This is a genomic window from Tenggerimyces flavus (assembly GCF_016907715.1).
Taxonomy (GTDB): Bacteria; Actinomycetota; Actinomycetes; order Propionibacteriales; family Actinopolymorphaceae; genus Tenggerimyces; species Tenggerimyces flavus.
This window is the reverse complement of the sequence record NZ_JAFBCM010000001.1, coordinates 1,640,757-1,663,200: the sequence shown is the minus strand read 5'-3', so window position 1 is coordinate 1,663,200 and position 22,444 is coordinate 1,640,757. Positions and strand designations below refer to the sequence as shown.

22 protein-coding genes are annotated in these 22,444 nt (G+C 68.8%); 14 read left to right on the top strand and 8 right to left on the bottom strand.

Features of this window, described 5'->3' with window-relative positions:
• Positions 1-149 precede the first annotated feature (149 nt).
• From speB to JOD67_RS07670, 3 genes are all read left to right on the top strand, one after another.
• Complete coding sequence (gene speB / locus JOD67_RS07680; RefSeq protein WP_205116591.1) at positions 150-1,115, top strand: agmatinase; 966 nt, start codon at positions 150-152, stop codon at positions 1,113-1,115.
• A 26-nt stretch (positions 1,116-1,141) separates the two neighbouring features.
• Complete coding sequence (locus JOD67_RS07675; protein WP_205116590.1) at positions 1,142-2,167, top strand: D-alanine--D-alanine ligase family protein; 1,026 nt, start codon at positions 1,142-1,144, stop codon at positions 2,165-2,167.
• A 230-nt stretch (positions 2,168-2,397) separates the two neighbouring features.
• Positions 2,398-2,826 (top strand): hypothetical protein, encoded by a 429-nt coding sequence (locus tag JOD67_RS07670; RefSeq protein ID WP_205116588.1) that lies wholly within the window; start codon positions 2,398-2,400, stop codon positions 2,824-2,826.
• A gap of 741 nt (positions 2,827-3,567) precedes the next feature.
• Here the strand turns inward: JOD67_RS07670 and JOD67_RS07665 are convergent.
• Positions 3,568-4,107 (bottom strand): hypothetical protein, encoded by a 540-nt coding sequence (locus tag JOD67_RS07665; protein WP_205116586.1) that lies wholly within the window; start codon positions 4,105-4,107, stop codon positions 3,568-3,570.
• 152 nt (positions 4,108-4,259) lie between these two features.
• Between JOD67_RS07665 and JOD67_RS07660 the strand changes: the two genes are divergently transcribed.
• Together JOD67_RS07660 and JOD67_RS07655 are read left to right on the top strand one after the other, a co-directional pair.
• A complete protein-coding gene (locus tag JOD67_RS07660; RefSeq protein ID WP_205116584.1) occupies positions 4,260-4,859 on the top strand; it encodes a nucleotide-binding protein in 600 nt (199 codons plus the stop codon).
• Positions 4,860-5,703: 844 nt separating this feature from the next.
• The gene (locus JOD67_RS07655; protein ID WP_307782311.1) at positions 5,704-6,156 is read left to right on the top strand and encodes an HNH endonuclease; all 453 of its coding nucleotides are present in this window, start codon (positions 5,704-5,706) and stop codon (positions 6,154-6,156) included.
• Between the two features lie 60 nt (positions 6,157-6,216).
• Here the strand turns inward: JOD67_RS07655 and JOD67_RS07650 are convergent, their stop codons facing one another.
• Together JOD67_RS07650 and lon are read right to left on the bottom strand one after the other, a co-directional pair.
• On the bottom strand, positions 6,217-6,675 hold the full coding sequence (locus tag JOD67_RS07650) for a group II truncated hemoglobin (RefSeq protein WP_205116582.1): 459 nt from the start codon (positions 6,673-6,675) through the stop codon (positions 6,217-6,219).
• A gap of 26 nt (positions 6,676-6,701) precedes the next feature.
• A complete protein-coding gene (gene lon, locus JOD67_RS07645; protein WP_205116580.1) occupies positions 6,702-9,050 on the bottom strand; it encodes an endopeptidase La in 2,349 nt (782 codons plus the stop codon).
• Between the two features lie 358 nt (positions 9,051-9,408).
• On the opposite strand from lon, the gene JOD67_RS07640 reads away from it, so the two are divergent.
• Together JOD67_RS07640 and JOD67_RS07635 are read left to right on the top strand one after the other, a co-directional pair.
• A complete protein-coding gene (locus tag JOD67_RS07640) occupies positions 9,409-9,912 on the top strand; it encodes a hypothetical protein (RefSeq protein WP_205116578.1) in 504 nt (167 codons plus the stop codon).
• Between the two features lie 34 nt (positions 9,913-9,946).
• Positions 9,947-10,336, top strand: coding sequence for a hypothetical protein (locus tag JOD67_RS07635; protein WP_205116576.1), 390 nt, complete (start codon positions 9,947-9,949; stop codon positions 10,334-10,336).
• 161 nt (positions 10,337-10,497) lie between these two features.
• Here JOD67_RS07635 and JOD67_RS07630 read toward each other — a convergent pair whose 3' ends face one another.
• Genes JOD67_RS07630 through JOD67_RS07620 form a run of 3 tightly spaced genes read right to left on the bottom strand, consistent with a single transcriptional unit; the run spans position 10,498 to position 11,766 of the window.
• Positions 10,498-11,076: an RICIN domain-containing protein gene (locus JOD67_RS07630; protein ID WP_205116574.1), complete on the bottom strand. Its 579-nt coding sequence runs from the start codon at positions 11,074-11,076 to the stop codon at positions 10,498-10,500.
• Positions 11,030-11,584: a family 43 glycosylhydrolase gene (locus JOD67_RS07625; RefSeq protein ID WP_205116572.1), complete on the bottom strand. Its 555-nt coding sequence runs from the start codon at positions 11,582-11,584 to the stop codon at positions 11,030-11,032. The genes JOD67_RS07630 and JOD67_RS07625 overlap by 47 nt, the downstream gene beginning before the upstream one ends.
• Positions 11,572-11,766, bottom strand: coding sequence for a hypothetical protein (locus tag JOD67_RS07620; protein ID WP_205116570.1), 195 nt, complete (start codon positions 11,764-11,766; stop codon positions 11,572-11,574). Before JOD67_RS07620 ends, JOD67_RS07625 begins: the two co-directional genes overlap by 13 nt.
• Positions 11,767-11,934: 168 nt before the next feature.
• On the opposite strand from JOD67_RS07620, the gene JOD67_RS07615 reads away from it, so the two are divergent.
• Positions 11,935-12,294 carry a hypothetical protein gene (locus JOD67_RS07615; protein ID WP_205116568.1) on the top strand — a complete coding sequence of 120 codons (360 nt, stop codon included), beginning with the start codon at positions 11,935-11,937 and terminating at the stop codon, positions 12,292-12,294.
• Between the two features lie 66 nt (positions 12,295-12,360).
• A complete protein-coding gene (locus JOD67_RS07610) occupies positions 12,361-13,626 on the top strand; it encodes a xylulokinase (protein WP_205116566.1) in 1,266 nt (421 codons plus the stop codon).
• Here JOD67_RS07610 and JOD67_RS07605 read toward each other — a convergent pair.
• Positions 13,612-14,268 (bottom strand): TetR/AcrR family transcriptional regulator, encoded by a 657-nt coding sequence (locus JOD67_RS07605; RefSeq protein WP_205116565.1) that lies wholly within the window; start codon positions 14,266-14,268, stop codon positions 13,612-13,614. The two genes, JOD67_RS07610 and JOD67_RS07605, sit on opposite strands and share 15 nt — an antisense overlap.
• 99 nt (positions 14,269-14,367) lie before the next feature.
• Between JOD67_RS07605 and JOD67_RS07600 the strand changes: the two genes are divergently transcribed.
• Together JOD67_RS07600 and JOD67_RS07595 are read left to right on the top strand one after the other, a co-directional pair.
• A complete protein-coding gene (locus tag JOD67_RS07600; RefSeq protein ID WP_205116564.1) occupies positions 14,368-15,408 on the top strand; it encodes a medium chain dehydrogenase/reductase family protein in 1,041 nt (346 codons plus the stop codon).
• Between the two features lie 10 nt (positions 15,409-15,418).
• Complete coding sequence (locus JOD67_RS07595) at positions 15,419-16,540, top strand: Gfo/Idh/MocA family protein (protein ID WP_205116563.1); 1,122 nt, start codon at positions 15,419-15,421, stop codon at positions 16,538-16,540.
• Positions 16,541-16,991: 451 nt separating this feature from the next.
• On the opposite strand, the gene purL is transcribed toward JOD67_RS07595, so the two are convergent.
• On the bottom strand, positions 16,992-19,241 hold the full coding sequence (gene purL / locus JOD67_RS07590) for a phosphoribosylformylglycinamidine synthase subunit PurL (protein ID WP_205116562.1): 2,250 nt from the start codon (positions 19,239-19,241) through the stop codon (positions 16,992-16,994).
• Between the two features lie 137 nt (positions 19,242-19,378).
• Here purL and JOD67_RS07585 point away from each other — a divergent pair, with 137 nt between their 5' ends.
• The 3 genes from JOD67_RS07585 to JOD67_RS07575 all read left to right on the top strand — a co-directional run bounded on the left by JOD67_RS07585 (position 19,379) and on the right by JOD67_RS07575 (position 22,438).
• Positions 19,379-20,626 (top strand): FAD-dependent oxidoreductase, encoded by a 1,248-nt coding sequence (locus tag JOD67_RS07585; protein WP_205116561.1) that lies wholly within the window; start codon positions 19,379-19,381, stop codon positions 20,624-20,626.
• 67 nt (positions 20,627-20,693) lie between these two features.
• Positions 20,694-21,617 (top strand): carbohydrate ABC transporter permease, encoded by a 924-nt coding sequence (locus JOD67_RS07580; RefSeq protein WP_307782310.1) that lies wholly within the window; start codon positions 20,694-20,696, stop codon positions 21,615-21,617.
• The gene (locus tag JOD67_RS07575; protein ID WP_205116560.1) at positions 21,614-22,438 is read left to right on the top strand and encodes a carbohydrate ABC transporter permease; all 825 of its coding nucleotides are present in this window, start codon (positions 21,614-21,616) and stop codon (positions 22,436-22,438) included. Before JOD67_RS07580 ends, JOD67_RS07575 begins: the two co-directional genes overlap by 4 nt.
• Positions 22,439-22,444 lie beyond the last annotated feature (6 nt).

Below are 22,444 nucleotides of genomic sequence, written 5' to 3'. Positions count from 1 at the left end.
GCCGATGGCGCCGCCGGCTCGTCCGTCGCATCTCGTTGACCAGTACAGAAACGTCGGCGGAAGCTCTCTGTAGCCGCCGATTCACCTCCTAGTGGCGGGTCTCTGCTGTTACCGTGACGACGGACAGCCGGCAGACGAATGGCCTTGCTATGGACGAGATTCCCCGGGTCACGGAGGGCCGTTACCTCGGTCAGGTCGACGCGACCTTGGTGCCGCGGTTCGCGGGTCCGGCGACGTTCGCGCGGCTGCCGCGCCCCGACGAGGTGTCCGACGTCGACGTCGCGGTGGTGGGTGCGCCGTTCGACTCGGCGGTGACGTACCGGCCGGGCGCTCGCTTCGGACCCGGTCACATCCGCGAGTCGTCGCGGCTGCTGCGTCCGTACAACCCGGCGCAGGAGGTGGCCCCGTTCGCGCGTCAACAGGTGGTTGACGCGGGCGATCTGGTGGTCAACCCGTTCTCCATCGACGAGGCGCTCGGACAGATCGAGGCGGGTACGCGTGCGCTGCTCGAACGGGCGGGCAAGGTGCTGGTGCTCGGCGGCGACCACACGGTCGCTTTGCCAACCCTGCGGGCGATTTCTTCGGTGCACGGGCCTGTCGCCGTCGTGCATTTCGACGCGCATCTGGATACCTGGGACACGTACTTCGGTGCTGCCTACACGCACGGGACACCGTTCCGGCGCGCGTCGGAGGAGGGGTTGCTCGACCGGTCGGGTTGCCTGCATGTGGGGATCCGCGGGCCTTTGTACGACGCGTCTGACCTGCGTGCGGATGGCGAGCTCGGGTTCCAGGTCGTGCCAAGCGTGGAGCTGGACGCGCTGGGGGTCGCGGGGGTGGTCGAGCGGATCCGTGTGCGGGTCGGCGATCGGCCGGTGTACGTGTCGGTGGATGTCGACGTTCTGGACCCGGCGTTCGCTCCCGGGACGGGGACGCCCGAGGCGGGCGGGTTGACGTCGCGGGAGTTGCTGGCGATCCTGCGTTCGTTCGCGTCGCTGCGGCTGGTCGGCGCGGACCTGGTCGAGGTGGCGCCAGCCTACGACCACGCGCAGATCACCGGAATCGCGGCGGCGCACGTCGCTTATGAGCTGATTTCGGCGATGGCCCCGCGCGGCTGAACTTGGCGCGTGGGAGGATGCGCGCCATGTTCGTGACGGTCCTGTGTGGAGGCGAGAGCACCGAACGCGATGTGTCGTTGGCGTCCGGCTATGCCATCGGGCGAGCGATCGCCGAGCTTGGCAACGAGGTCCGGGTGATCGACCCGGCCGCCCCATCGCCGTTCTTGACGCAGCGGGTCTCGTCGCCTGCCGAGGTACCGACCTTCGCGGTGCCGGAGGTGCCGCCGGACATGTCGCGCCAGGCTTCTTGGCGGCGGCAGCTGTTCGCGTCCTTGACCGGTGGGCCGGGGCTGGCTTCGCTGCGGGAGTCGGATCTGGTCTTCGTGGCTCTGCATGGGGGTTGGGGCGAGGACGGGCACGTTCAGGCGCTGCTCGACATGGCTGGTGTGCGGTACACCGGCGCTGGCGCGGCGGTGTGCGCGGCGGCTTGGCACAAGGACTTCGCTCTTGGGGTCTTGCACTCGGCTGGGGTGCCGGTGGCCGAGCGGGTGCGGCACGTGGCGGGGCGTTCGGAGCTGCCGGTCGAGGCGAAGCGGCTGATCGACGACGGTCCGGTGGTGGTGAAGCCGGCCGCGGGTGGGTCGAGCGTCTCCTTGTCGTTGGCCTCCACTGCTGACGAGCTTGTCGCGGCGGCCGCCGCGGGGTCGGGGGAGCTGCTGATCGAGACGTACCTGCCGGGGCGGGAGTTCACGGTCGGCGTGCTCGGTGACGAGGTGCTGCCGGTGATCGAGATCGAGCTGTCGGGTCCGTTGTTCGACTACCGGGCGAAGTACCAGCCGGGTGCTGTGCGGGAGATCTGCCCGGCTTCGATTCCGCCTGCCTTGGAGTCTCTGCTGCGGGAGCTGGCTTTGCGTTCGCACTCGGCTTTGGGGTTTGGGCCGCGGACGTACTCGCGCGTGGACTTCCGGCTGGACGCCGCGGGGACGCCGCGATGCATGGAGCTGAACGCGCTGCCGGGGATGACGCCGGGGAGCCTGCTCCCGCTGGCGGCGCGGACGGTGGGGTTGTCGTACGCGGAACTGGTGGCCCGCATCATCGCTTTGGCTTCCTGAGCCGCGGGTTTCTGTCCACAGGACCTGTTGTCCACAGGCCTGTCGTGCTCGGCTGCGTTCTGGTTGTGCTGCCTGCAGGATGAACGAACCGATGTTCGAATCCATCCTTGAGAGGCATTGTCATGACCCTTCGTCGCACGTCTGCTGCCGTGTTGGCTTCCGCGTTCCTGCTGGTGCCCGCCTTGCCCGCTTCGGCCGCGTTGGCGGATCGCCCGGTAGGGTGCCGGACCGTGTCCGAGCAACCTCCGATCGGCGAGCCGCTGGACGGCTTCGCGATCACCGATCTGCCGGCCGAGATCGGGCCGATGGTGTCCGACTTCGAGTACGAGTGGGAGGAGGTGGCCTTCCAGTCCAGGGTGTGGGAACGAGGCCCCGACCCCTCCGGCGCGTACAGCGTGGACCTGACCGTGAAGGTGCTGCGCGGTGCGCGGCTGAGCGACCTGGCGGCGACGCGGGCGTTCCTCACCGAGTACCACGAGAAGGACCCCGCCGGGTGGTCGCTGACGTCGTTCGACCACAACGGCCTGCCCGGCTTCGCGGACGAGCGCCAAGCCTTCTGGTTCGTCGAGCCCGGCGTGGCGGTCGAGGTCAGCCTCGACCCCGAGCGCTACAACCCGCCCATCCTCATCCGCACCGCCTGCGGAGTGGTGAAGGCCTAGCCCCAGCTGCCTCAGGGGTGGTGGGTCCCGGGGATCCACCATCCCACGGCCCTGGCCCTGGCGCTCCAGAACCATGATCATGAACGTGATCATGAAGGCAGAACAGCCCTATACGCCACTCCCACTTCATGATCACGTTCATGATCACTGGCGCGTCACACCAGCTACCGGCACCCAAGCCGACCCCCGACCCTCCCCGTTTGGATGAAGGTGCCCTTCATCCAAGACCAGGCGGGCTGGCGGGCGGCAGGGGGATTCGAATGAGGGCGTCCCTGTAGCGATCTCGTCGTCTGAGGGGGCCCACTACTCTCGAGCGACTCGCCGCTGGTCGTCCACAGCTTTGCGCACTTCCCTAGCCGAAACGGGGTTTCTGGCCATCCTTGCCACGATGTAAACCCCGGCCGAGTTAGGGAAGTCGCAACCGCTGTGCAAACCAGGCCAGCCACAGTTCATGGAACCCACGTGACATACCGGCCTATTCGATAGAGGGCGTCCCTCATTCCAAACGTCGGCGAGCTCGGCCGAAGAGGAGCTGCATAGCGGAGCTGGCAGGGAGTCGATCAGGCGCCACGTCGATCTCGTCCATGCGCCCTTCCGGTCGCGGCGGAGCTAGTCAAGGGTCGAAGATCGCGAAGCGACGTCGCCCCTCTGCGAAGCCGCCGCGGCGCCCTTTACTCGCTCCGCCGCGACCGGACGCTGGCGGACGAGATGACGAGGCGGAGCACCATCCTCAACGGACAGCTAGGCGGCGAGCACGAGGATCACGTCGCGGATCGCATAGGCGAGCAGGCCCACGCCCGACACCAAACCGCTCACCGCGCTGGGCATCGTGCCCGTGCGGCGGTGTTGCCAGACCGCAGCACCAGCACCCGCCACCATGATCGCGGCGAGACCGTACAGCCACAGATCGTTGAACAGGTGCGCCAACGGAATGAAGTGCAGCCCGACGACCAGCGCGATCCACGGGTTGATCCACTGTGCCCGCTTGGTCAGACCCAACAGAGCGGCGCCGATGCCGGCCAGGCCGAACTCGATGCCGGCCACGATGCCGAACGTCCGCCGCGCTGACTCGGCCGCGAGCGCCGACTCCGGGCTCCAGTTCTGCCAGGCGAGCAGCCCACCACCGATGGCCAGCAGCGCGCCGAGGACGGCGCCCGCGCCGAGCCAGAAACGCCACGTACGCGGCGGGGCCTCCTGCGCCCAACCCAGCCACATCATCGCCGCGAAGCCGAAGATCGCCGCCATCACGGCGGCGTCGCGGACGACGAGCTCAGTACCCATGGCACCTCACTCTGCCATCACCACCGAGGGCTGCGGCTCGTCCGAAAGCACGAGTTCCAGCACCCAGATCCACCCCACAACTCGGCGCGTCGGGCATTGCGGAGAGTAGTAATGGTGGTAATGGAGGCCCTGACGGGAGTAGCGTCCCCTTCATGATCATCGTGACGGCAGCATTGAAGGGCGGAGTCGGCAAGACGACGTCGTCGGTGTACCTCGCCGCCCTGGCGTCGTCCAACCGTCGCGCCGCGATCCTCGTCGACGCCGATCCGCAGGCCAGCGCCGCGGACTGGGTGGAGAACTCAGGCGACGAGAAGCTCGAGCGCGTCGAGGTTCTCGAGGCGCCCACCGAACGCCTCCTCACCAAGGCGCTCGACCGCGTCGGCGACGACGGCGTCGGGGTCGTCGACATGCCGCCGTCGCACGAACGGCTACTCAACAAGGCCCTCGACCGCGCCTCCGTCGTCGTCATCCCGACCCGCGTCGGCGGCGTCGAGACCCCACGCGTCGAGGCCGTGCTGGACCTGGTGCCACCGAGCACGCCGGTCGGCCTGGTGATCTGCTCGGCGCGCACGTTCACCCGCAGCTACAAGGAAGCGCTCGAATCCTGGGTGCAGGCCGGCGTACCGGTCTGGGGAACGATCCCCGAACGGGTGGCCATCACCGCCGGCCCCACCGGACCGTTGTCACTGGACGGCCTCGAGTCGTACCGCAAGGTCTGGCGCCGCGCCCTCGCGGCGGCGCGGGCCACCTAGGGCTCGTACGCCGGACACAAAAGACTCGGCGGACGGGAAGAGCCACGGGGGAAGCCCTCCACGTCCGCCGAGCGACTGTGGTGTGTTGCATTGTTGCCTGAAGCTAGGGACTCAGCGGGCGGGAAGAGCCACGGGGGAAGCCCTCCACGCCCGCCGAGCGTATTAGTGACCCACTGGATCCTCGGGGTGAGGCGGATCACTTCCTGAAGCATGCACCTCCGCCGGGTTCGTTGTCCGGCAAATCTTCAAAACTTCCGACCGAAATTCGCCACTTCGGCAGCCCGATCAACGCATTGTGCTCGCGGCGAAGCGATCAGCTACGGAGGTTACTCAACACAACCGTCGGATCGCGCCCCGTGCTCCCCTCCCACGCGCCAAGCGGCAGGCGGCTCCCACCCGCGACCGACCCAGCGATCCACCGCCCACCCGAGGTCCCGAGCCGCCGCCTCCACCAGCCCCGGACGCATTCCTGTCGAATGCACAGCACGGCATTCCTCGAGATTCTCATAAGCGCCAGCAATGCAGTCGAAGAAAGCAGCCGAATACGCGCCGGCAACAGAGAATACGACGCCGTACAAGCCAATTCCCAGCGCAAACCGGCAGGTAGAACGTGGCGAGAGCCCGCACTCGAAGTCGAGACGCGAGGTTCAGATCCCGGACAACCGAGCGCCACCGACCGGTAACCATCAGACGTCTAGCCCGCATGCCGAAACCGGCGCGTCGGCCGTCGAACTCATCCACTTGTGGCACGGACAAGGCACAATTAAGGGGTAGTGGACGACTCCGGAAGTCTCGTACGCTCGGGCGAGAAGAAAGCTTCGGCGACCGAAAGGAGGTCATCCCGGTGGAAACCGTACTCGTGCTGAACGCTGACTTCGGCCCGCTCCACCGGGTAAGTCTCCGGCACGCCGTGCGCATGCTGTTCCGCGAGGTAGCCGTCGTCCACGAGGCCATGCCCGACCGGCTGTTCGGGGTCTACCCGCGCCCGCTCGTGGTCCGATTGGTCCAGTACGTCGTCACCCGTTGGAGGTACACGACAGGACCGTCCTGGTCCCGCTCGGGTGTGCTCGCCCGGGACCGCAGCAGGTGCGGTTACTGCCGCGGGCAGGCCAGCACCGTCGACCACATCACGCCGCGTTCGCGCGGCGGTCGCAATTCGTGGCTCAACACGGTGGCGGCCTGTGGCCCGTGCAACCAGCGCAAAGGAGACCGGACGCCCGCAGAAGCACGCATGCCGCTGCGCGTCACGCCGGTCGCCCCGACCTGGGCGTCGCTCGCCCACCTGAAGGTCCGCTAGACCTCAGAACGAAGAGGGCTCCCTGCCACCCGGCAGGGAGCCCCTCTCGTTTCCAAGAAGTCACTTCGACGGCGGACCGTCCGGTCCCCAGTCCCACAGGGGAACGGGATCGTCGCTCGGACCCACCGTCGGATGCTGCGACACCGAGTGCGCGATCCGCGTTCCCCACTCCACGTACTCGTACAGCCGAGAACGGAACAGCGCATCCGCTGGCAGCCCAGCCTCGTCCGCCGCGGCCATGAACGCCTCGACGAAAGCCACCCGCTGCGCCTCGTTGATCCCGAGCCCAGCGTGGTGCGAGAGCAGCGCGTGATGCCCGCCGTACCTGTCGGTGTAGCCCGACGGCCCGCCGAACACCTCGCCCAACCACACGGCCAGATGCTCCACGTGCTCCGGACGCGGCGTCGTCCCGAACACCTGCACCAGCAGGGGATCGCTCACGCAACGGTCGTAGTGAGCCTGGGCGAGCCGACGCATCGCGTCGGTACCACCCGCGTACTCGTACAGCGTCACCGTCATGCGAGCGATCCCCTCCAGCTAAGAGCTCAAGCTGCCTGCACCGTACGCGCGGTCGCGTCCTCCGCGGCCAACGCGATGGCGACGACCTCGGAAACATCCTCGGCGAGGTGCACCCGCAGGTCCTTCAGCACTGCTGCCGGCACGTCGTCCAGGTCCGCCTCGTTGCGCTTCGGCAGCACCACCTCGGTGATGCCGTGCCGGTGCGCGGCGAGCAACTTCTGCTTGACGCCACCGATCGGCAGAACGCGGCCGGTCAGCGACACCTCACCGGTCATCGCGACCTCCGGCCGCACTGGTCGCCCGGACAGCAGCGACGCGAGCGCGGTCGTCATCGTGACACCGGCCGACGGACCGTCCTTCGGCACCGCACCCGCCGGAACGTGCACGTGCACGCGCCGCCCGGACAGTGCCTCGACCGGGATGCCGAGGCGGGCACCGTTCGCCCGCAGGTACGACAGCGCGATCTGCGCGGACTCCTTCATCACATCGCCGAGCTGGCCGGTCAACGAGAGGCCGGCTTCGCCTTCCATCGTGGCCGCCTCGACGTACAGGACGTCGCCGCCCGCACCCGTCACCGCGAGCCCGGTCGCGACGCCAGGCATCGAACCGTCCCGTTGCGACTCCGGCAGGAACCGCGGCCGTCCGAGGTACTCGTTCAGGTCGAGCACGCCGACCTGCACCGGCGCGATCGACGGGTCCTTCGCGAGCTTCGTCGTGACCTTGCGGAGGACCTTCGCGAGCAGCCGTTCGAGCGAACGGACGCCGGCCTCGCGGGTGTAGTCGCCCGCGACCGTACGCAGCGCCTCCTCCTCGATGACCACGTCATCGGAGGACAGCGCGGCCCGCTCGAGTTGACGCGGCAGCAGGTGATCGCGCGCGATCGCGACCTTCTCGTCCTCGGTGTAGCCGTCGAGCGAGACGAACTCCATCCGGTCCAGCAGCGCCGGCGGGATGGTGTCCGCGACGTTCGCGGTCGCGAGGAACAGCACGTCGGACAGGTCCAGATCGACCTCGAGATAGTGGTCGCGGAACGTGTGGTTCTGCGCCGGGTCCAGCACCTCGAGCAGCGCCGCCGCGGGGTCGCCGCGGTAGTCGGAGCCGACCTTGTCGATCTCGTCGAGCAGCACGACCGGGTTCATCGAGCCGGCCTCGGTGATCGCGCGGACGATGCGGCCGGGGAGCGCGCCGACGTACGTACGCCGGTGGCCCCGGATCTCCGCCTCGTCCCGCACGCCGCCGAGCGCGACGCGGACGAACTTGCGGCCGAGCGCGTGCGCCACGGACTCGCCGAGCGACGTCTTGCCGACGCCGGGCGGGCCGACGAGCGCGAGCACGGCGCCGCTGCCGCGACCGCCGACGGCCTGCAGGCCGCGGGTGGCGCGCCGGGTACGGACGGCGAGGTACTCGACGATCCGGTCCTTCACGTCGTCCAGGCCAGCGTGATCGGCGTCGAGCACGTCCCGGGCGGCGTTGACGTCCGTGGTGTCGTCGGTACGGACGTTCCACGGCATCTCGAGCACGGTGTCGAGCCAGGTACGGATCCAGCCAGCCTCGGGGGCCTGGTCAGACGACCGCTCGAGCTTGCTCACCTCTTTGAGCGCGGCCTCCCGCACGTTCTCGGGCAGGTCGGCCTGCTCGACGCGGGTGCGGTAGTCCTCGGGACCGTCCGGACCGTCCTCGCCGAGCTCCTTGCGGATCGCGGCGAGCTGCTGGCGCAGCACGTACTCGCGCTGCGTCTTGTCCATGGTCTCGCGAACGTCGTCTCGGATCTTCTCGGTGACCTCGAGCTCGGCCAGGTGGGCGCGGGCCCACTCGAGCAGCTTGGTCAGCCGTTCCTTGGGATCGGCCGCCTCGAGCAGCTCGACCTTGCGCTCGTCCTCCAGCCAGCTCGCGTAGCCAGCGGTGTCGGCGAGCTCGCTCGGGTCGGTGATGCGCTGGACGGTGTCGATGACCTGCCAGGCGGCTCGTTCCTGCAGGATCGAGACGAGGACGGCCTTGTACTCACGGGCGAGCTCGCGGGTCTCGTCGTCGACCGACGGCTCGTCGAGCGTGGTGGTCTCGACCCAGAGTGCGGCACCGGGTCCGTTGACCCCGATCCCGACCTTGGCGCGACCGGTGGCGCGGATGACAGCGGCGGGTTCACCGCTGGGCAGGCGCCCGATTTGGGTGATTTCGGCTATGGCGCCGACGGCTCCGTAGTGGCCGTCGATGCGGGGAACAACCAGTACTTGCGGATTGTCGTCAGTGTTCTTCGCGGCGAGTCTGGCGGCGTCGACAGCCGCCTGACGCTCACCGTCGAGCTGCACGGGAACGACCATGCCCGGGAGCACGACCGTGTCCGCCAGGAAGAGCAGCGGAAGCGTCAACGTAGTCATGCAGTGGTAAGCGATTACAGGCTTACACTTCATTCCCGGTGCTGCGGGAAAGTTGTCCACAGACTCGCCCGGAACGCCCACGCAACGGTGTTCGCGGCACTAGCGTTTCCGTGACGGCCTCGGATCCGCACTCCGAGCCCGTCCGGACGAGCCGCCGGGTCGCACCCATCGCGGTCTCGTCTGTCCCCGCCGCAGCAGGCTCGGGCACCCCCCTGGTCCGTGCTGTTGCTGCAACCCGCCGCGGGAGGGACCGCGCCCCGGTCCCTCCCGCCAGCGCGGTGCTCGCCGCTCGCAGACCTCCGTGACCAGCGCGGATAACCGTTCGCCGGGGTGGGCGGCCTCGTTCAGACTGGCCGGCGTGGACGACGTGTTCGACTTCGGCATCGACGGCTACCGGCCGAACTGGCTCACCGGCTATGACGCTCTCGATGACGCACACGGCGAGCGGTTGAGGGCGCTCGCCGGGCGCCGGCTGACCCGCACCTGGGTGATGTGGAATCTGGACGACGACGAGTGGCTCTCTGACTGGCCGGTGCTGCTCGACTTCGAGGGCGAGCTGCTCGAGGTCAATCACCAGAAGTTCGACGAGCTGTCGATCACCTGGAGCACGATCGCCCCCACCGAACCACCGCGATGGCCCGGCGGGTTCCGCCACGCCTTCCGCGACGATGTGCCACCCAACTACGTGGCGTTGGTCGGGCAGACCGTCACCTCGGCCGGCTTCACCGTGTGGCACGGCGCGGCGGACGACATGGCCAACGGGACGGTCATGGTCCACGTCGGCCTCACCACGGGCGAGGTCACGATCTACAACGCCCTCGACGAGAACGGTCTCCACATCGGACCGTCCACAGGCAGTTGAGCGCACGAGGCCCCGAACCTGTCACGCTTAGAACGTGACGGAAGCCACGGGGACGACCCAAACACCCAAGCGGTCGAATGTCGGCCGGGCCCTGCTCTGGGCCGCCGTCTTCACGCTCGGCCTCTACGCCGTCGTGTTCCTCATCGCGCTCGCGATCGCGTGGCCCCACGACACCAACCCGAACGGGGGGTGCGAGGGCATCGGCTGGGGCTGCGCGCTGCCGCCACGCGACGGCGTCATCTTCTTCGGCTTGATCGGCGTCCCGTTCATTGCCGCCGGCGCGGGCATCGCGTGGGTGTTCGTCCTCCTCGGCCAGCTCGTCGAACAGATCCGCCAATGGCGGGGCATCGTGCTCGGCGGCGTCGCGGCAGCACTGGTCGTCGCCACCGGCCTCGTCCTCGCCGGCATCCAGCTGCTCCTGTAGGTCGTGTCTGGCATATAGCGCCATCGGTCGCCTTACCCGGCCAGTGGCCCCTCTACCTGGCGTCCACCCCACGTAAAGCGGCAAATGACCATGTAAACATGATCATTGGCCCCAAGGCGGGGCGGGACCGGTCGAACTCACCTCCGGACGAAAGATCGAGGCTAGCGGACCCGGCGCAGTATCCAGCGCGAGTTCGTCGTGTACGCGTACGGCCACACCACCACGGCTGCCCCGTCCTCCGGCGACGCCCACGCCACGTCCAGCCCGCGCCCAGCGAGCACCGACGTGACACGCGAGTACGCGCCGTACGCACCGTCCACGTACCACCGCTGGCACGAAGTCCCCGACGAAGCCGCGACCACCACAGCAGCACCGTCGGCCGAAGCGCATCCCGCCACCGCGAGCACTCGACCCGACGCCACGGACTGCACCGAGTACGACCCGTCAGCAAGACGCCGCACCCGCCACCGCTGCGACCGCGCCCCCGTCGACGTCTCGGTCACCACCGAAGACCCACGCACCGACAGCGCCTTCCCCGAGTGCTGCGCCATCAGCTCGTAGTCGCCCAACGGCACCGACACCGAGCCCGGATCCCCCGACGGCAATGCCAACGTCGTCCCCGTCGAAGCCGGCGTACCGAACGAAGGCGTGCCGTCCGCACGCCACGTGATCCGCCCGATCCGCGTCGCCCGGTCACCGCCACAGCTCCCACCCGGGTTCGCGACCCCGTGGTACGCCATCCACGTCTCCGTGCCGTCCGGCGAGGTGAAGACGCTGTTGTGCCCCGTCGTGTAGACACCAGCAACCCCAAGCGCGTAGTTCGGGCTCGAGCACCCGCTCGCCGAGTAGATCAGGAACAGCCGCCCGTCGCGGAACAGCGGCCACCGCGCCCTCGTTCACCGGTGCGTGGTCCTTCTCCCAGTCGTACGTCGGCGTCGACAGCAGCACCCGCGGCCCGCTCGTCGTCCACGGGTTGCTCATCGGCGCGATGTACATGTTCTGCGGCCCGGTCGTGCCCGGATCCCACCCCGACCAGATCGCGTACAGCGACCCGTCCGGCATCCGCATCACCGTGCCGTCGATCGAGTAGTGGTCCGCGGCCGCCGCCAGCGGTCCCTTGTACGTGTACGGACCGAGCGGGTCGGCGCCGGCGCTCTCCAACACGTACATCCGGTGGTTCGGCACGTGCCCGTCACCCGCGTTCGTCGCCGTGTAGTAGACGTAGAACCGCCCGTTCAGGAAGTGCACCTCCGGAGCCCGTCGTGGAAGAACAGGTACGGGTCCGCGCCGTCCTCCTTGATCGGGTTCCGCACCCCCGCGTCGACGCTCCGATCCGGCGGTCGAGGCGCTGGGCTGGCCCCGAGCAGCGGCAGCAGAGTGAGGACGCCGCGCACGGCGACGAGCAGGCGGCGTACCGGCTGAGCGATCATGGCGACAATGGTTGACGTTGGAAAGAAATCCCGCCAGCCCGCTGGCACCAACCGGTCAGAGACCCAACGACGACCAGAAACCAAGTTGACGACCGGACCACGTCGGCGGACTGTGGTGGACTGTCATCGTCACCGTCCGCTCGCTCGCGATGGGATCTCTCGCTCGCCATGTCCGCGTCACAAGCTTCAGCCACTCAGCGTCGACGCAAAGAAGGTCGCGGTTACGCCTGGGCAGTCGGCCTGAGCGCGCTCGTCTGGGCCGCGGCGTCCGTTCTGGTCGGCTTCGGTTTCTTCACCGTTCCAGGCCGGGATCCGGTACGCCAAGGCGGCTGGTTCTTCGCGATCTGGCTGCTCGGCATCACCCCGGCCGGAATCGTGCTCGCCCTGCTCAGTTCCGGCGTCGTCGCGATCTTCCGCAAGCTCGGCGCCCGCGCCCTTCCCGGAATCGTCCAAGCTCTGCCCGCGGTCGCCATCGTTTGCGGAGTTATCTTCCTGTTCTTCCGCTGGCTGTTCACTCCGGTGGAATAGCCCCGATCCGGCTAGTATCCGCAGCGGGACTCCCGGGTCGAGAATCGTGCACGGGGAGGTGGGCGAATGGACCTCGACGCTGCCCCCGTCGACCCGATCGCTATCGCCGTCGAGGTGGGGACCAACGCCGCACGCGCCGCCATCATCGGACCGGCGGCACAGCTGCTCGACGTCACCGAAGTTCCGCTGGAGTCGCACTCGCCGAGTCCCGGCCGGGTCGAACAGGACCCCGAACGCTGGTGGGCCGCCACCATCGCATGCCTGCAGGAGCTCGTCTCCCGCAACCACACCACCCGCGTCGACGCGCTCGCGGTCGGCGCGCAGCTGCACGCGATCGTCCCCATCGACCAGGACGGCCGCTGCCTCGTTCGCCGGGTCGGACTGTGGAACGACGAACGCAGCGCTCCCCTCGCCGCGGGGCTGGCGGCGGGGCCCGACGCGGAGCGGCTGAGCCAGCTCGCCGGCAACCGGCCGGATCCGATCCGTTCCGGCATCAAGCTCGCGTGGTACCGCGCGGAGAGCCCGACGGTCTACGACGCCGCCTGGCAGTTTCTCGCCACCAAGGACTTCCTCAACTACCGGCTGACCGGCGTCGCCGCGACCGACCCGACCGAGGCGTCCGGCTCGTTCTGCATGGACGCCGAGTCCGGCAAGTGGTCCGACGAACTGTTCGCCGCGCTCGGGATCAGCGGGAGCAAGGTGCCGCCGATCATCGGCTCGACGGAGATCTGCGGCCGGCTGCGGCCCGAGGTGGCCGGCGCGACCGGGCTCCCCGTCGGCCTGCCCGTCGTCGGCGGCGCCGGCGACATCCTCTGCCAGCTCGCCGCCGCCGGGCTCCACCACACCGAGCGCGCAGTCGAGATCGGCCAGCGCGACCTGACCCTGGTCGGCACGTACTCCGACATCCCGCATCCGTCCCCCACGGTCCTGAACTACCGGGCGGCCGGCTCCGGCTGGGTCCACCTGAGGTGGGTGCCGACGCCGGCTGGGCAGGAACGCGAGTGCTTCGAGGTCCGCCGGATGCTCGACGAGTTAGGGCCGACGCGACTCAGGACCCTGCGCGTGGTCGGCGCGAACGCGGCGGATCCTTCCTGGAACCAGCTGCGCGCCGCGGTACACGGGCTTCCGGTGGTGACGCTGCGCGCGACCGAGGGCCGCCTCATCGGTGCGGGCATCCTCGCGCTGGTCGGCGCGGGCGCGTACGTCTCCGTCGGCGCGGCCGCCGACGCGGTGGTCACCGAGGCGAGCCGGGTCTTCCCGGACCCGGACCGGGCCGACGCGTACGACGAGGCGTACGAGCAGTTCCTCCGCACGACGTCAAGCCTCAGTTGACAGCAGCGTCTCGAGCTCGAGCTCGTAGAGGTGGGCCGGCTGGAACCCCATCGCGCCGAACTGCCCGTTCATCTCCAAGCTCAGCACTCCGTGCAGGCGCGTCCAGCACGACAGTGCCCGGATGAGGAGTCCGCCGCCCACCTTGCCCCGGTACTCCTCCGGCACCCAGTACGCCTGCTCGACCTCGTTCTCCAGCTGCGTCTTGCGGCGACGGGCGACGTTGCCCGGGCCATGGAGGTCAAGCAGGAGCCTGAGCAGAACCGCCATCGACCGCCGGGCGGCCTGGGTCGCCTCCTCGGGCGCCTCGTAGCCCGGAACGGGCGTGCCGAACAGCAGCAGGTACCGATGCGGCTCGGCATGCGCCCAGTGCCACTGGGCCATGGCGACGGCGCGCAGCCCGTCGCCGGCAGCGCCTTCCATCGTGTCGGCGAGGTCGTTGTACGCGTCGACGATCAGCTCGGAGAGGAGCTCCTCCCGGCTCGCGAAGTAGCGGTACAGCGCCGGCCCACTCATTCCCATCGCGCGGGCGATCGCGTTGATCGACAACCCTTCGATGCCGTGGTCCGAAAGCTGCCTCAGTGCGTGCTCCTTGACCTCGCGCCGGGTCTCGGCGCGATAGCGATCCCGCCTGGTGTCCGCCACCGGGCCCTCCTCGCTGTGACTTGACATTGCTGACGTTAGAGGGTCATTCTCTTGTTAGAGGCTCTAACTTGAGCGAGACTCTATCACGAAGGTGAGACCATGAAAGCAACGGAAGTAGTCCTTACCAGCCTGGGCGAGCCGGAGTCGCTGGAGTTTCGGCGGCGCGACCTGCCGGAGCCGGGTGCCGACGAGGCCCTGGTCCGGGTCGAGGCGACGGGGGTGTCGTTCGCCGAGCAGCAGATGCGGCGCGGCCGGTACCCCGGTGTCCCGCCGTTCCCGTTCGTGCTCGGGTACGACCTGATCGGCGTGATCGAGTCGTTCGGCAACGGCTCCGACCAGCACGGCGACCTGCGCGTGGGCCAGCGGGTCGGCGCGATCGTGAAGGTGGGCGGCTGGGCCGACCGGGCGATCGTGCACGTCGGCGACCTGGCTCGCGTTCCGGACGGCGTGACCGCCGAGCAGGCCGAGGCGCTCGCGCTCAACGGCGTGACCGCGTACCAGCTCGTTCACCGGGTCACGAAGGTGCGGCCGGGCCAGACCGTTCTCGTCCAAGGAGCCACGGGTGGCGTCGGCACGATCCTCGTCCAGGTCGCGCGCCTCGCCGGTGCTCACGTCGTCGGCACGGCGTCGCCGGCCAAGCACGCCCTGGTGGAGAAGCTCGGCGCCACGCCGGTCGACTACCGCGGCGACCTGCCCGCCAAGCTGCGTGAGGTCGCGCCCGACGGCTTCGACGCGATCTTCGACCACGTCGGGCCCAGCTCGATGCGTGCGCTACAGCCGTTGCTCAAGCCCAGTGGGACGATCGTGTCGTACGGAAGTCACGAGACACTGAACGCTTCGGGATCGGCCTATCTGCCGTGGGTGAAGATGATGCTCCGCGGTTTGCTGTCGAACCTGCTGCCGGGCAGGGGCAAGTGGGCGATGTACAACGTGATGGCGGGTAAGGCGGAGGTGCGGCGGCCGCAGGTGAAGGCGGACTTCGAGGCGGTTCTCGCGCTGGCCAAGAGCGGCGAGCTGCACGGCGAGATCGCCGCGACGTACCCGCTGGACCAGGCCGTCGAGGCGCTGAAGCTGGCCGAGTCCGGCCGCGTGACCGGCAAGATCCTGCTGCTCCCTGGCGCCGACGAGTCGGCTCGATAGCCTTGCGTACATGGCAGCTGCGGTACGGATGGGCGTCGTTGGAGCGGGCAGCATCTCGGTGCGAGGGATCCTTCCCCACCTGTGTCAACCCGATCTTGCGGACCGGGTGAAGCTCGCCGCGGTCTGCGACCCGGTGCCCGGCCGGGCGGATGCGGCCGCGGCGAAGTTCGGGGTCGAGCAGGGGTTCACCGAGTACGAGGACCTGCTCGCCCGCGGCGACGTCGACGCCGTCACGATCGCGTCGCCGATCGGTTTGCACTACGAGCAGGGCAAGTTGGCCTTGCAGGCGGGCAAGCACGTTCACTTCAACAAGACGATGACGGTGACGGTCGCCGAGGCTTCGGAGCTGATCGACCTCGCGGCGGCGAACTCGCTGCGGATCGTGGCTTCGCCGGGTGAGATGCTGCGGCCGCACCACGTGCGTACGCGCGAGCTGATCGCGTCGGGCGCGATCGGGACGTTGTCCTGGGTGAGCTGCGGCGCGGCGTTCGGCACGTACCACGAGGACGAGTCGGTGCGCGGCGGGTCCGACGTGCTGTCGAACATCGACCCGTCGTGGTACTTCCGCAAGCCAGGTGGCGGCCCGATGTACGACATGACGGTCTACTCGCTGCACACGGTGACCGGCATCCTCGGCCCAGCGCGGCGCGTGACGGCGATGTCAGGCGTCCGCGTGCCGGTGCGCTCGTTCGGCGGCCGGGACGTGGAGACCGACGCGGACGACAACACCGCGGTGCTGATCGACTTCGGCGCCAACCTGTTCTGCGTCGCGACAGGCACCGCCGCCGGCGGCATGACCGGCGGCATGGGCGGCGCCTTCTACGGAACGAAGGGCACCATCAACGGCCTGCTGCTGAACGGCGAACCGTTCGACTTCCCCGGCCGCAACCCCGACGAACGTTCGGCGCGCGGCCACGGCAACCAGGCCCTGCTGCCGCACGTGACGGGGGTGCACCGCGATATCGAGGAGCAGCACGTCTACGAGGACGTCATGCAGCTCGTCGACTGGGTCCGCGACGGCTCGCCGTCCATCGTGACGGCGGAGCACGCGCGGCACGTGATCGACATCATCGAGTCGGCCTACCGAGCGGCTTCGACCGGCCAAACCCAGGACCTGACCACGACCTTCTGAGGCGACTCGCACCACCGGCGCCGGCGGGCCGGGCGACCTTGCCGCATACAGCTGGCGGCGTGGCCGAACAGCAGCTCCGCACGATCACTGGCGCGCCGCGAGTCATGACGCGATACCAAGCCCACCAAGCGTCCGTGGCTGCGCGGATGGCACTCACCAGGGCAATCGCTCAACCTGGGAAGGCGGGGCTGCCGAGAATCCTCAACCCACGTTGACGAAACGCTCGTTCAATACTCCGTCAACCCACTCCCCGCCACCACTCTCGCGACGGCCCGGCCCACCAACGGGTGGGCCTCCCCCTCCCCCCGGGCCTCGGCCACGAATGCCGAGGCCTGTCGCGGATGGAGCCCGCGATTGCCTCAAGCCTGCCCGATCGGCAAGGGATGGGCGAGCGCCGATGCGGCGAATGTGGACAACTTCGGATACCGGCGGGTTGTGGACGAAATCCGGCCTACTCGAAGAGCGCCGGCAACGTCGCGGTCCAGGCGGAACGGAGCTCGGCGAGCGAGATCGCGAACTGGCCCTCGACCACCAGGTCGTCGCCCTCCCCCGTCACGACGCCGAGGCGCGTCGCCGGGAAGTCCCCACACAGGTTGACGAAATCGGCCTCCGACGCCACCGGCACGGCCACCACCGCACGCGCGACCGACTCGGAGAACAGCGCGACAAACGGGTCGCCAGCCACAGCAACCCGCGCGCCGAAGCCGTAGCGCAGAGCGCCTTCCACCAACGCCTGTGCCAGGCCGCCGTCGGACAGGTCATGCGCCGCCGACACGACGCCGGATTCCGAAGCCTGTCGAAGGATTCCCGCCAATGCACGCTCGGCGTCAAGGTCGACTTGCGGGGGCAGCCCACCGAGATGCGAGTGCACCACGTGCGCCCACTCCGAGCCGCCGAACTCCGGCCGCGTCGTCCCCACCAGGTACAGCACCTCGCCCGGCGTCCGCCACCCCGACGGCGTCCGCCGCCGCACGTCCGACACCACGCCGAGCACACCCACCACCGGCGTCGGCAGGATCGCCTGCTCGCCGGTCTGGTTGTAGAACGACACGTTCCCACCCGTCACCGGCAGCCCCAGCGCCCGGCAACCGTCGGCCAGGCCGCGGATCGCCTCGGCGAACTGCCACATCACCGACGGGTCCTCCGGCGACCCGAAGTTCAGGCAGTCCGTCACCGCCAGCGGCAGGGCCCCGGAGACCGCGATGTTCCGGTACGACTCCGAAAGTGCCAGCTGCGCGCCCACGTAAGGATCGAGCTTGGTGTACCGCCCGTTGCAGTCCGTCGCCACCGCGACCCCGAGCCCGGACGCTTCGTCGACCCGGATCATGCCGGCATCTTCCGGCTGCGCGAGCACCGTGTTTCCGAGAATGTACCGGTCGTACTGGTCCGTCACCCACGACCGATCGCACAGGTTCGGCGAGGCGGCCAACCGCAGCAACGTCGAACGCAGCGCATCACCGGAAGCTGGCCGCTCCAGCGCATCCGGCGACGAGGCCTGCAGCTCATCCTGCCAAGCAGGCCGAGCGAAAGGCCGTTCGTAGACAGGCCCCTCATGCGCCACCGTCCGAGGCGGAACGTCGACGACAACGTCACCGTGCCACTCCACGACCAGCCGCCCGGAAGCGTCGACCTCACCGACCACCGTCGCCGGGATGTCCCACTTCTCACACGTGGCGAGGAAGGCCTCGACGTGCGCCGGCTCGACCACCGCCATCATGCGTTCCTGCGACTCGCTCATCAGGATCTCCTCCGGAGCCAGCGAGGAGTCCCGCAGCGGCACGCGATCCAGCCACACCCGCATGCCGCCCTCGCCCGCCGAGGCCAGCTCCGACGTCGCACACGACAGCCCCGCACCACCGAGATCCTGGATCCCGACCACGAGCTCCTGAGCGAAGAGCTCGAGCGTGCACTCGATCAGCAGCTTCTCCATGAACGGGTCGCCGACCTGCACGCTCGGCCGCTTCGCCGGACCGTCGGCGTCGAAAGTTTCGCTCGCGAGGACCGAAACTCCACCGATCCCGTCGCCGCCGGTCTTGGCGCCGTACAGGATCACCTGGTTCCCGACACCGGAAGCCTTCGCGAGGTGCAGCTCCTCGTGCCGCAGCACCCCCACGCAGAGCGCGTTCACCAGGGGATTCCCGAGGTACGAGGAGTCGAAGACGACCTCGCCGCCGATGTTCGGCAGCCCCAGGCAGTTGCCGTACCCGCCGACGCCCGCGACGACGCCCGGCAGCACGCGATGCGTGTCCGGCGCGTCGGCCGGCCCGAAGCGGAGGCTGTCCATGACCGCGACGGGACGCGCACCCATCGCGAGGATGTCGCGCACGATGCCGCCGACGCCGGTCGCCGCGCCCTGGTACGGCTCGACGTAGCTCGGGTGGTTGTGCGACTCGACCTTGAACGTGACCGCGTACCCCTGGCCGATGTCGACCACACCGGCCTGCTCACCGATGCCGGCGAGCAGCTTTCCGACCGGCGTCTCCGTCGGCAGGTCGCCGAACCGGCGCAGGTGGACCTTGCTGCTCTTGTACGAGCAGTGCTCGCTCCACATCACCGAGTACATCGCGAGCTCGCAACTTGTCGGCCGCCGGCCGAGAATCTCGCGAATCCGCGTGTACTCGTCCGGCTTGAGCCCCAGCTCGGCGAAGGGCTGCTCGACCCCGGGACTGGTGGCCGCGTGCTTGACCGTGTCGACGCTCACGGCTACACGCTACGAGATAAGCCGTAAACGTTCGGAGAGTGGGCATGTGTCTAGTGACGGACGCCACCTTGACCCGGGGGCGAGTGGCGCAGATCCTGGACATATTCACCAAATGGTGAGATCTGTGGGAGGGTGCCATGCCTAAGACCACGTGCTGCGTCGTCGGCGGTGGACCGGCGGGCATGATGCTCGGGCTCCTGCTCGCTCGCGCCGGTATCGAGGTCACCGTTCTCGAGAAACACGGCGACTTCCTCCGAGACTTTCGGGGCGACACCGTGCACGCGTCGACGTTGACCTTGTTGGACGAGCTCGGGCTCGGCCCGGCGTTCGAACGGGTCCCGCATCGCAAGGTCGAGCAGGTCTACCTGGCGCTCGACCAGGGCCTCCAACCCATCGGCGACCTGCGCAGGCTGCCGGGACGACACCAGCACATCGCGCTCGTTCCGCAGTGGGATTTCCTCGACCTGCTTGCCGATGCGGCACGGGAAGAGCCCACGTTCGAGCTGCGGATGAACACCGAGGTCACCGGCCTCATCGAACGCGACCGCAAGGTGATCGGCGTCGACTACCGCAACCCCGACGGCTCCGCTGGCCACCTCTACGCCGACCTCGTCGTCGGCTGCGACGGAAGGTCGTCCGTCGTCCGCGACCGAACGCGGCTGCGGGTGCGGTCGTACGGCACGCCGGTGGACGTGTGGTGGTTCCGGCTGCCGCGGCACGAAGACGACCCGTCCGGGGCCGGTGGCCGCGTGTCCGGCGGCAAGATGTTCGTGCTCATCGACCAGGGCGCGTTCTTCCAGGTCGGAACGATCATCCCCAAGGGCGCCGACGCCGAGCTGCGCCAGGCCAGCATCGCGACATTCCGGAACGAGGTCGTCGAGCAGTTCCCCTGGCTCGAGGACCGGGTCGACGCGCTACGCGACTGGAACGACGTCAAGCTGCTGACGGTCGAGATCGACCGGCTCCGGCGGTGGTACGACGACGGCGTGCTCTGCATCGGCGACGCCGCCCACGCGATGTCGCCGGTCGGCGGCGTCGGCATCAACCTCGCGATCCAGGACGCCGTCGCCACGGCCCGATTGCTGGCCGAGCCCCTTCGTGACGGCAAGCTCGGCCGCGAGGACCTGGCGAAGGTGCAGGCGCGCCGGATGTGGCCAGCCGCCGTCGTCCAGAGCGCGCAGGCGTTCATCCACAAGCAGTTCCTCCGCCGCGTGACGACCGGCGCCGCGGACGTTTCCGACGCCACCAAGCTGCCCGCCCCACTCCGGCTGCTCCAGCGTTTCCCAAGCCTGCAAGGCATCCCCGCGTACGCCGTCGCTATCGGCCTCCGCCCCGAACACGCCCCCGACTTCGCCCGCCGCGAACCCGAGGCCGCCGTCGCCTGACCAAAGGCACGCGAAACCGCCGCTAAGATGCTTCAGGTTCGGCTCTTACTAGCAACATAGGGATTCGGTGGCGGTCCAGACGAGCGAGCGCGTGCGGCGGCAGGCCGCGCCGCCGAGGCGGTCGAGGCTCGCGCGCCGGGAGGCGGCAACGGGATACGCGCTGCTCGCGCCCAGCCTGCTCGGCGTTGGCTTGTTCCTCGTCTTCCCCGTCTTCGTCGTCCTGTCCATCAGCCTGCAGAGTTGGGACCTCGTCAGCCCCGCACGATGGGTCGGGCTCGACAACTACCTCCAGATCCTCGGCGACAAGCAGGTCGGCAACTCGCTGCTCGTCACCCTGTTCTTCGTCCTCATCGTCATCCCCGTCCAGACCGTGCTCGGCCTCGTCACCGCCCTGCTGGTCAACCGGCGGCTCCCCGGCTCCAACCTGTTCCGCGTCATCTACGTGATCCCGTGGATCTCCGCACCCCTCGCGCTCGGCGTCGTCTGGCGCTGGGTGTTCGACCCGTCCGACGGCGCCCTCAACGCGCTGATCGGCGAACGCGTCGAGTGGCTCTCGTCCACCACGCTCGCCCTCCCGGCCGTCGCCACGGTGACGATCTGGTCGCAGGTCGGGTACGTGACGCTGTTCTTCCTTGCCGGCCTGAACGCGATCCCGCCGCAGCTGTACGAGGCCGCGCGCATCGACGGCGCGGACGGCTGGCAGACGTTCTGGCGCCTCACCTTGCCGCTGCTGCGACCCACCACGTTCTTCGTGCTCGTCACCGGCATCATCTCGAGCTTCCAGGTCTTCGACACCGTGTACGCGATGACGGGCGGCGGCCCCGCCGGCCGGACCGACGTGATCGCCTCGCGGATCTACTACGAGGCGTTCGAGTCATACCGGCTCGGCCGCGCCGCCGCGATCGCCGTCGTGTTGCTCGTCCTGCTGGTCGCCGTCACGCTCGCGCAGCAGCTCTACTTCCGCCGCCGGATCACCTACGACCTGTCATGAGAAGACTCCTCGCCAACCTCGGGACGTACGCGCTGCTGATCGCCGGCGCGCTGATCACGCTGGGTCCGTACGTGCTCAGCTTCGGCACGTCGCTCAAGAGCCCGCAGCAGTTCGCCCGCGAGCCGACGCTGACGCCGCCAGATCCCGTAACTTTCACCAACTACGCGGCACTTTTCAGTGGCAGGTACGACTTCATCCCGCCACTCGCGATCACCATCCAGGTCGTCGTGGTGATCCTGGTCGGGCAGCTCGTCTGCTCGGTGCTGGCGGCGTACGCGTTCGCCCGCGTCCGCTTCCCCGGCCGCGAGGCGCTGTTCTGGATTTACCTTGCCACGTTGATGGTTCCGCAGGTGGTGACGCTGATCCCGCTGTACACGATGTTCAGCCAGGTCGGCCTGCGGGACACGTTCTGGGGCATCGTGTTGCCGACGCTGCTGGGGTCGCCGTACGCGATCTTCCTGCTCCGCGAGTACTTCCGCGGCATCCCCGAGGACCTGATCAGCGCCGCGCGGCTGGATGGCGCGGGTACATTGCGGATTCTGCGGCACGTCATCGTGCCGATGAGCCGGCCGATCCTGGCCACCCTGACGATCATCACGATCGTCACGCACTGGAACAACTTCCTCTGGCCGCTGATCATCACCTCGTCCGACAAGTGGCGGGTGCTGACGGTGGCGACGGCGAGCCTGCAGTCCCAGTACAACGGGAACTGGACGCTCGTGATGGCGGCGGCGACGGTGGCAATGGCGCCATTGGTCGTACTCTTCTTGGTGTTCCAACGACACGTCGTTCGCTCGATCTCACTTACTGGGTTGAAGTAGTCGAAG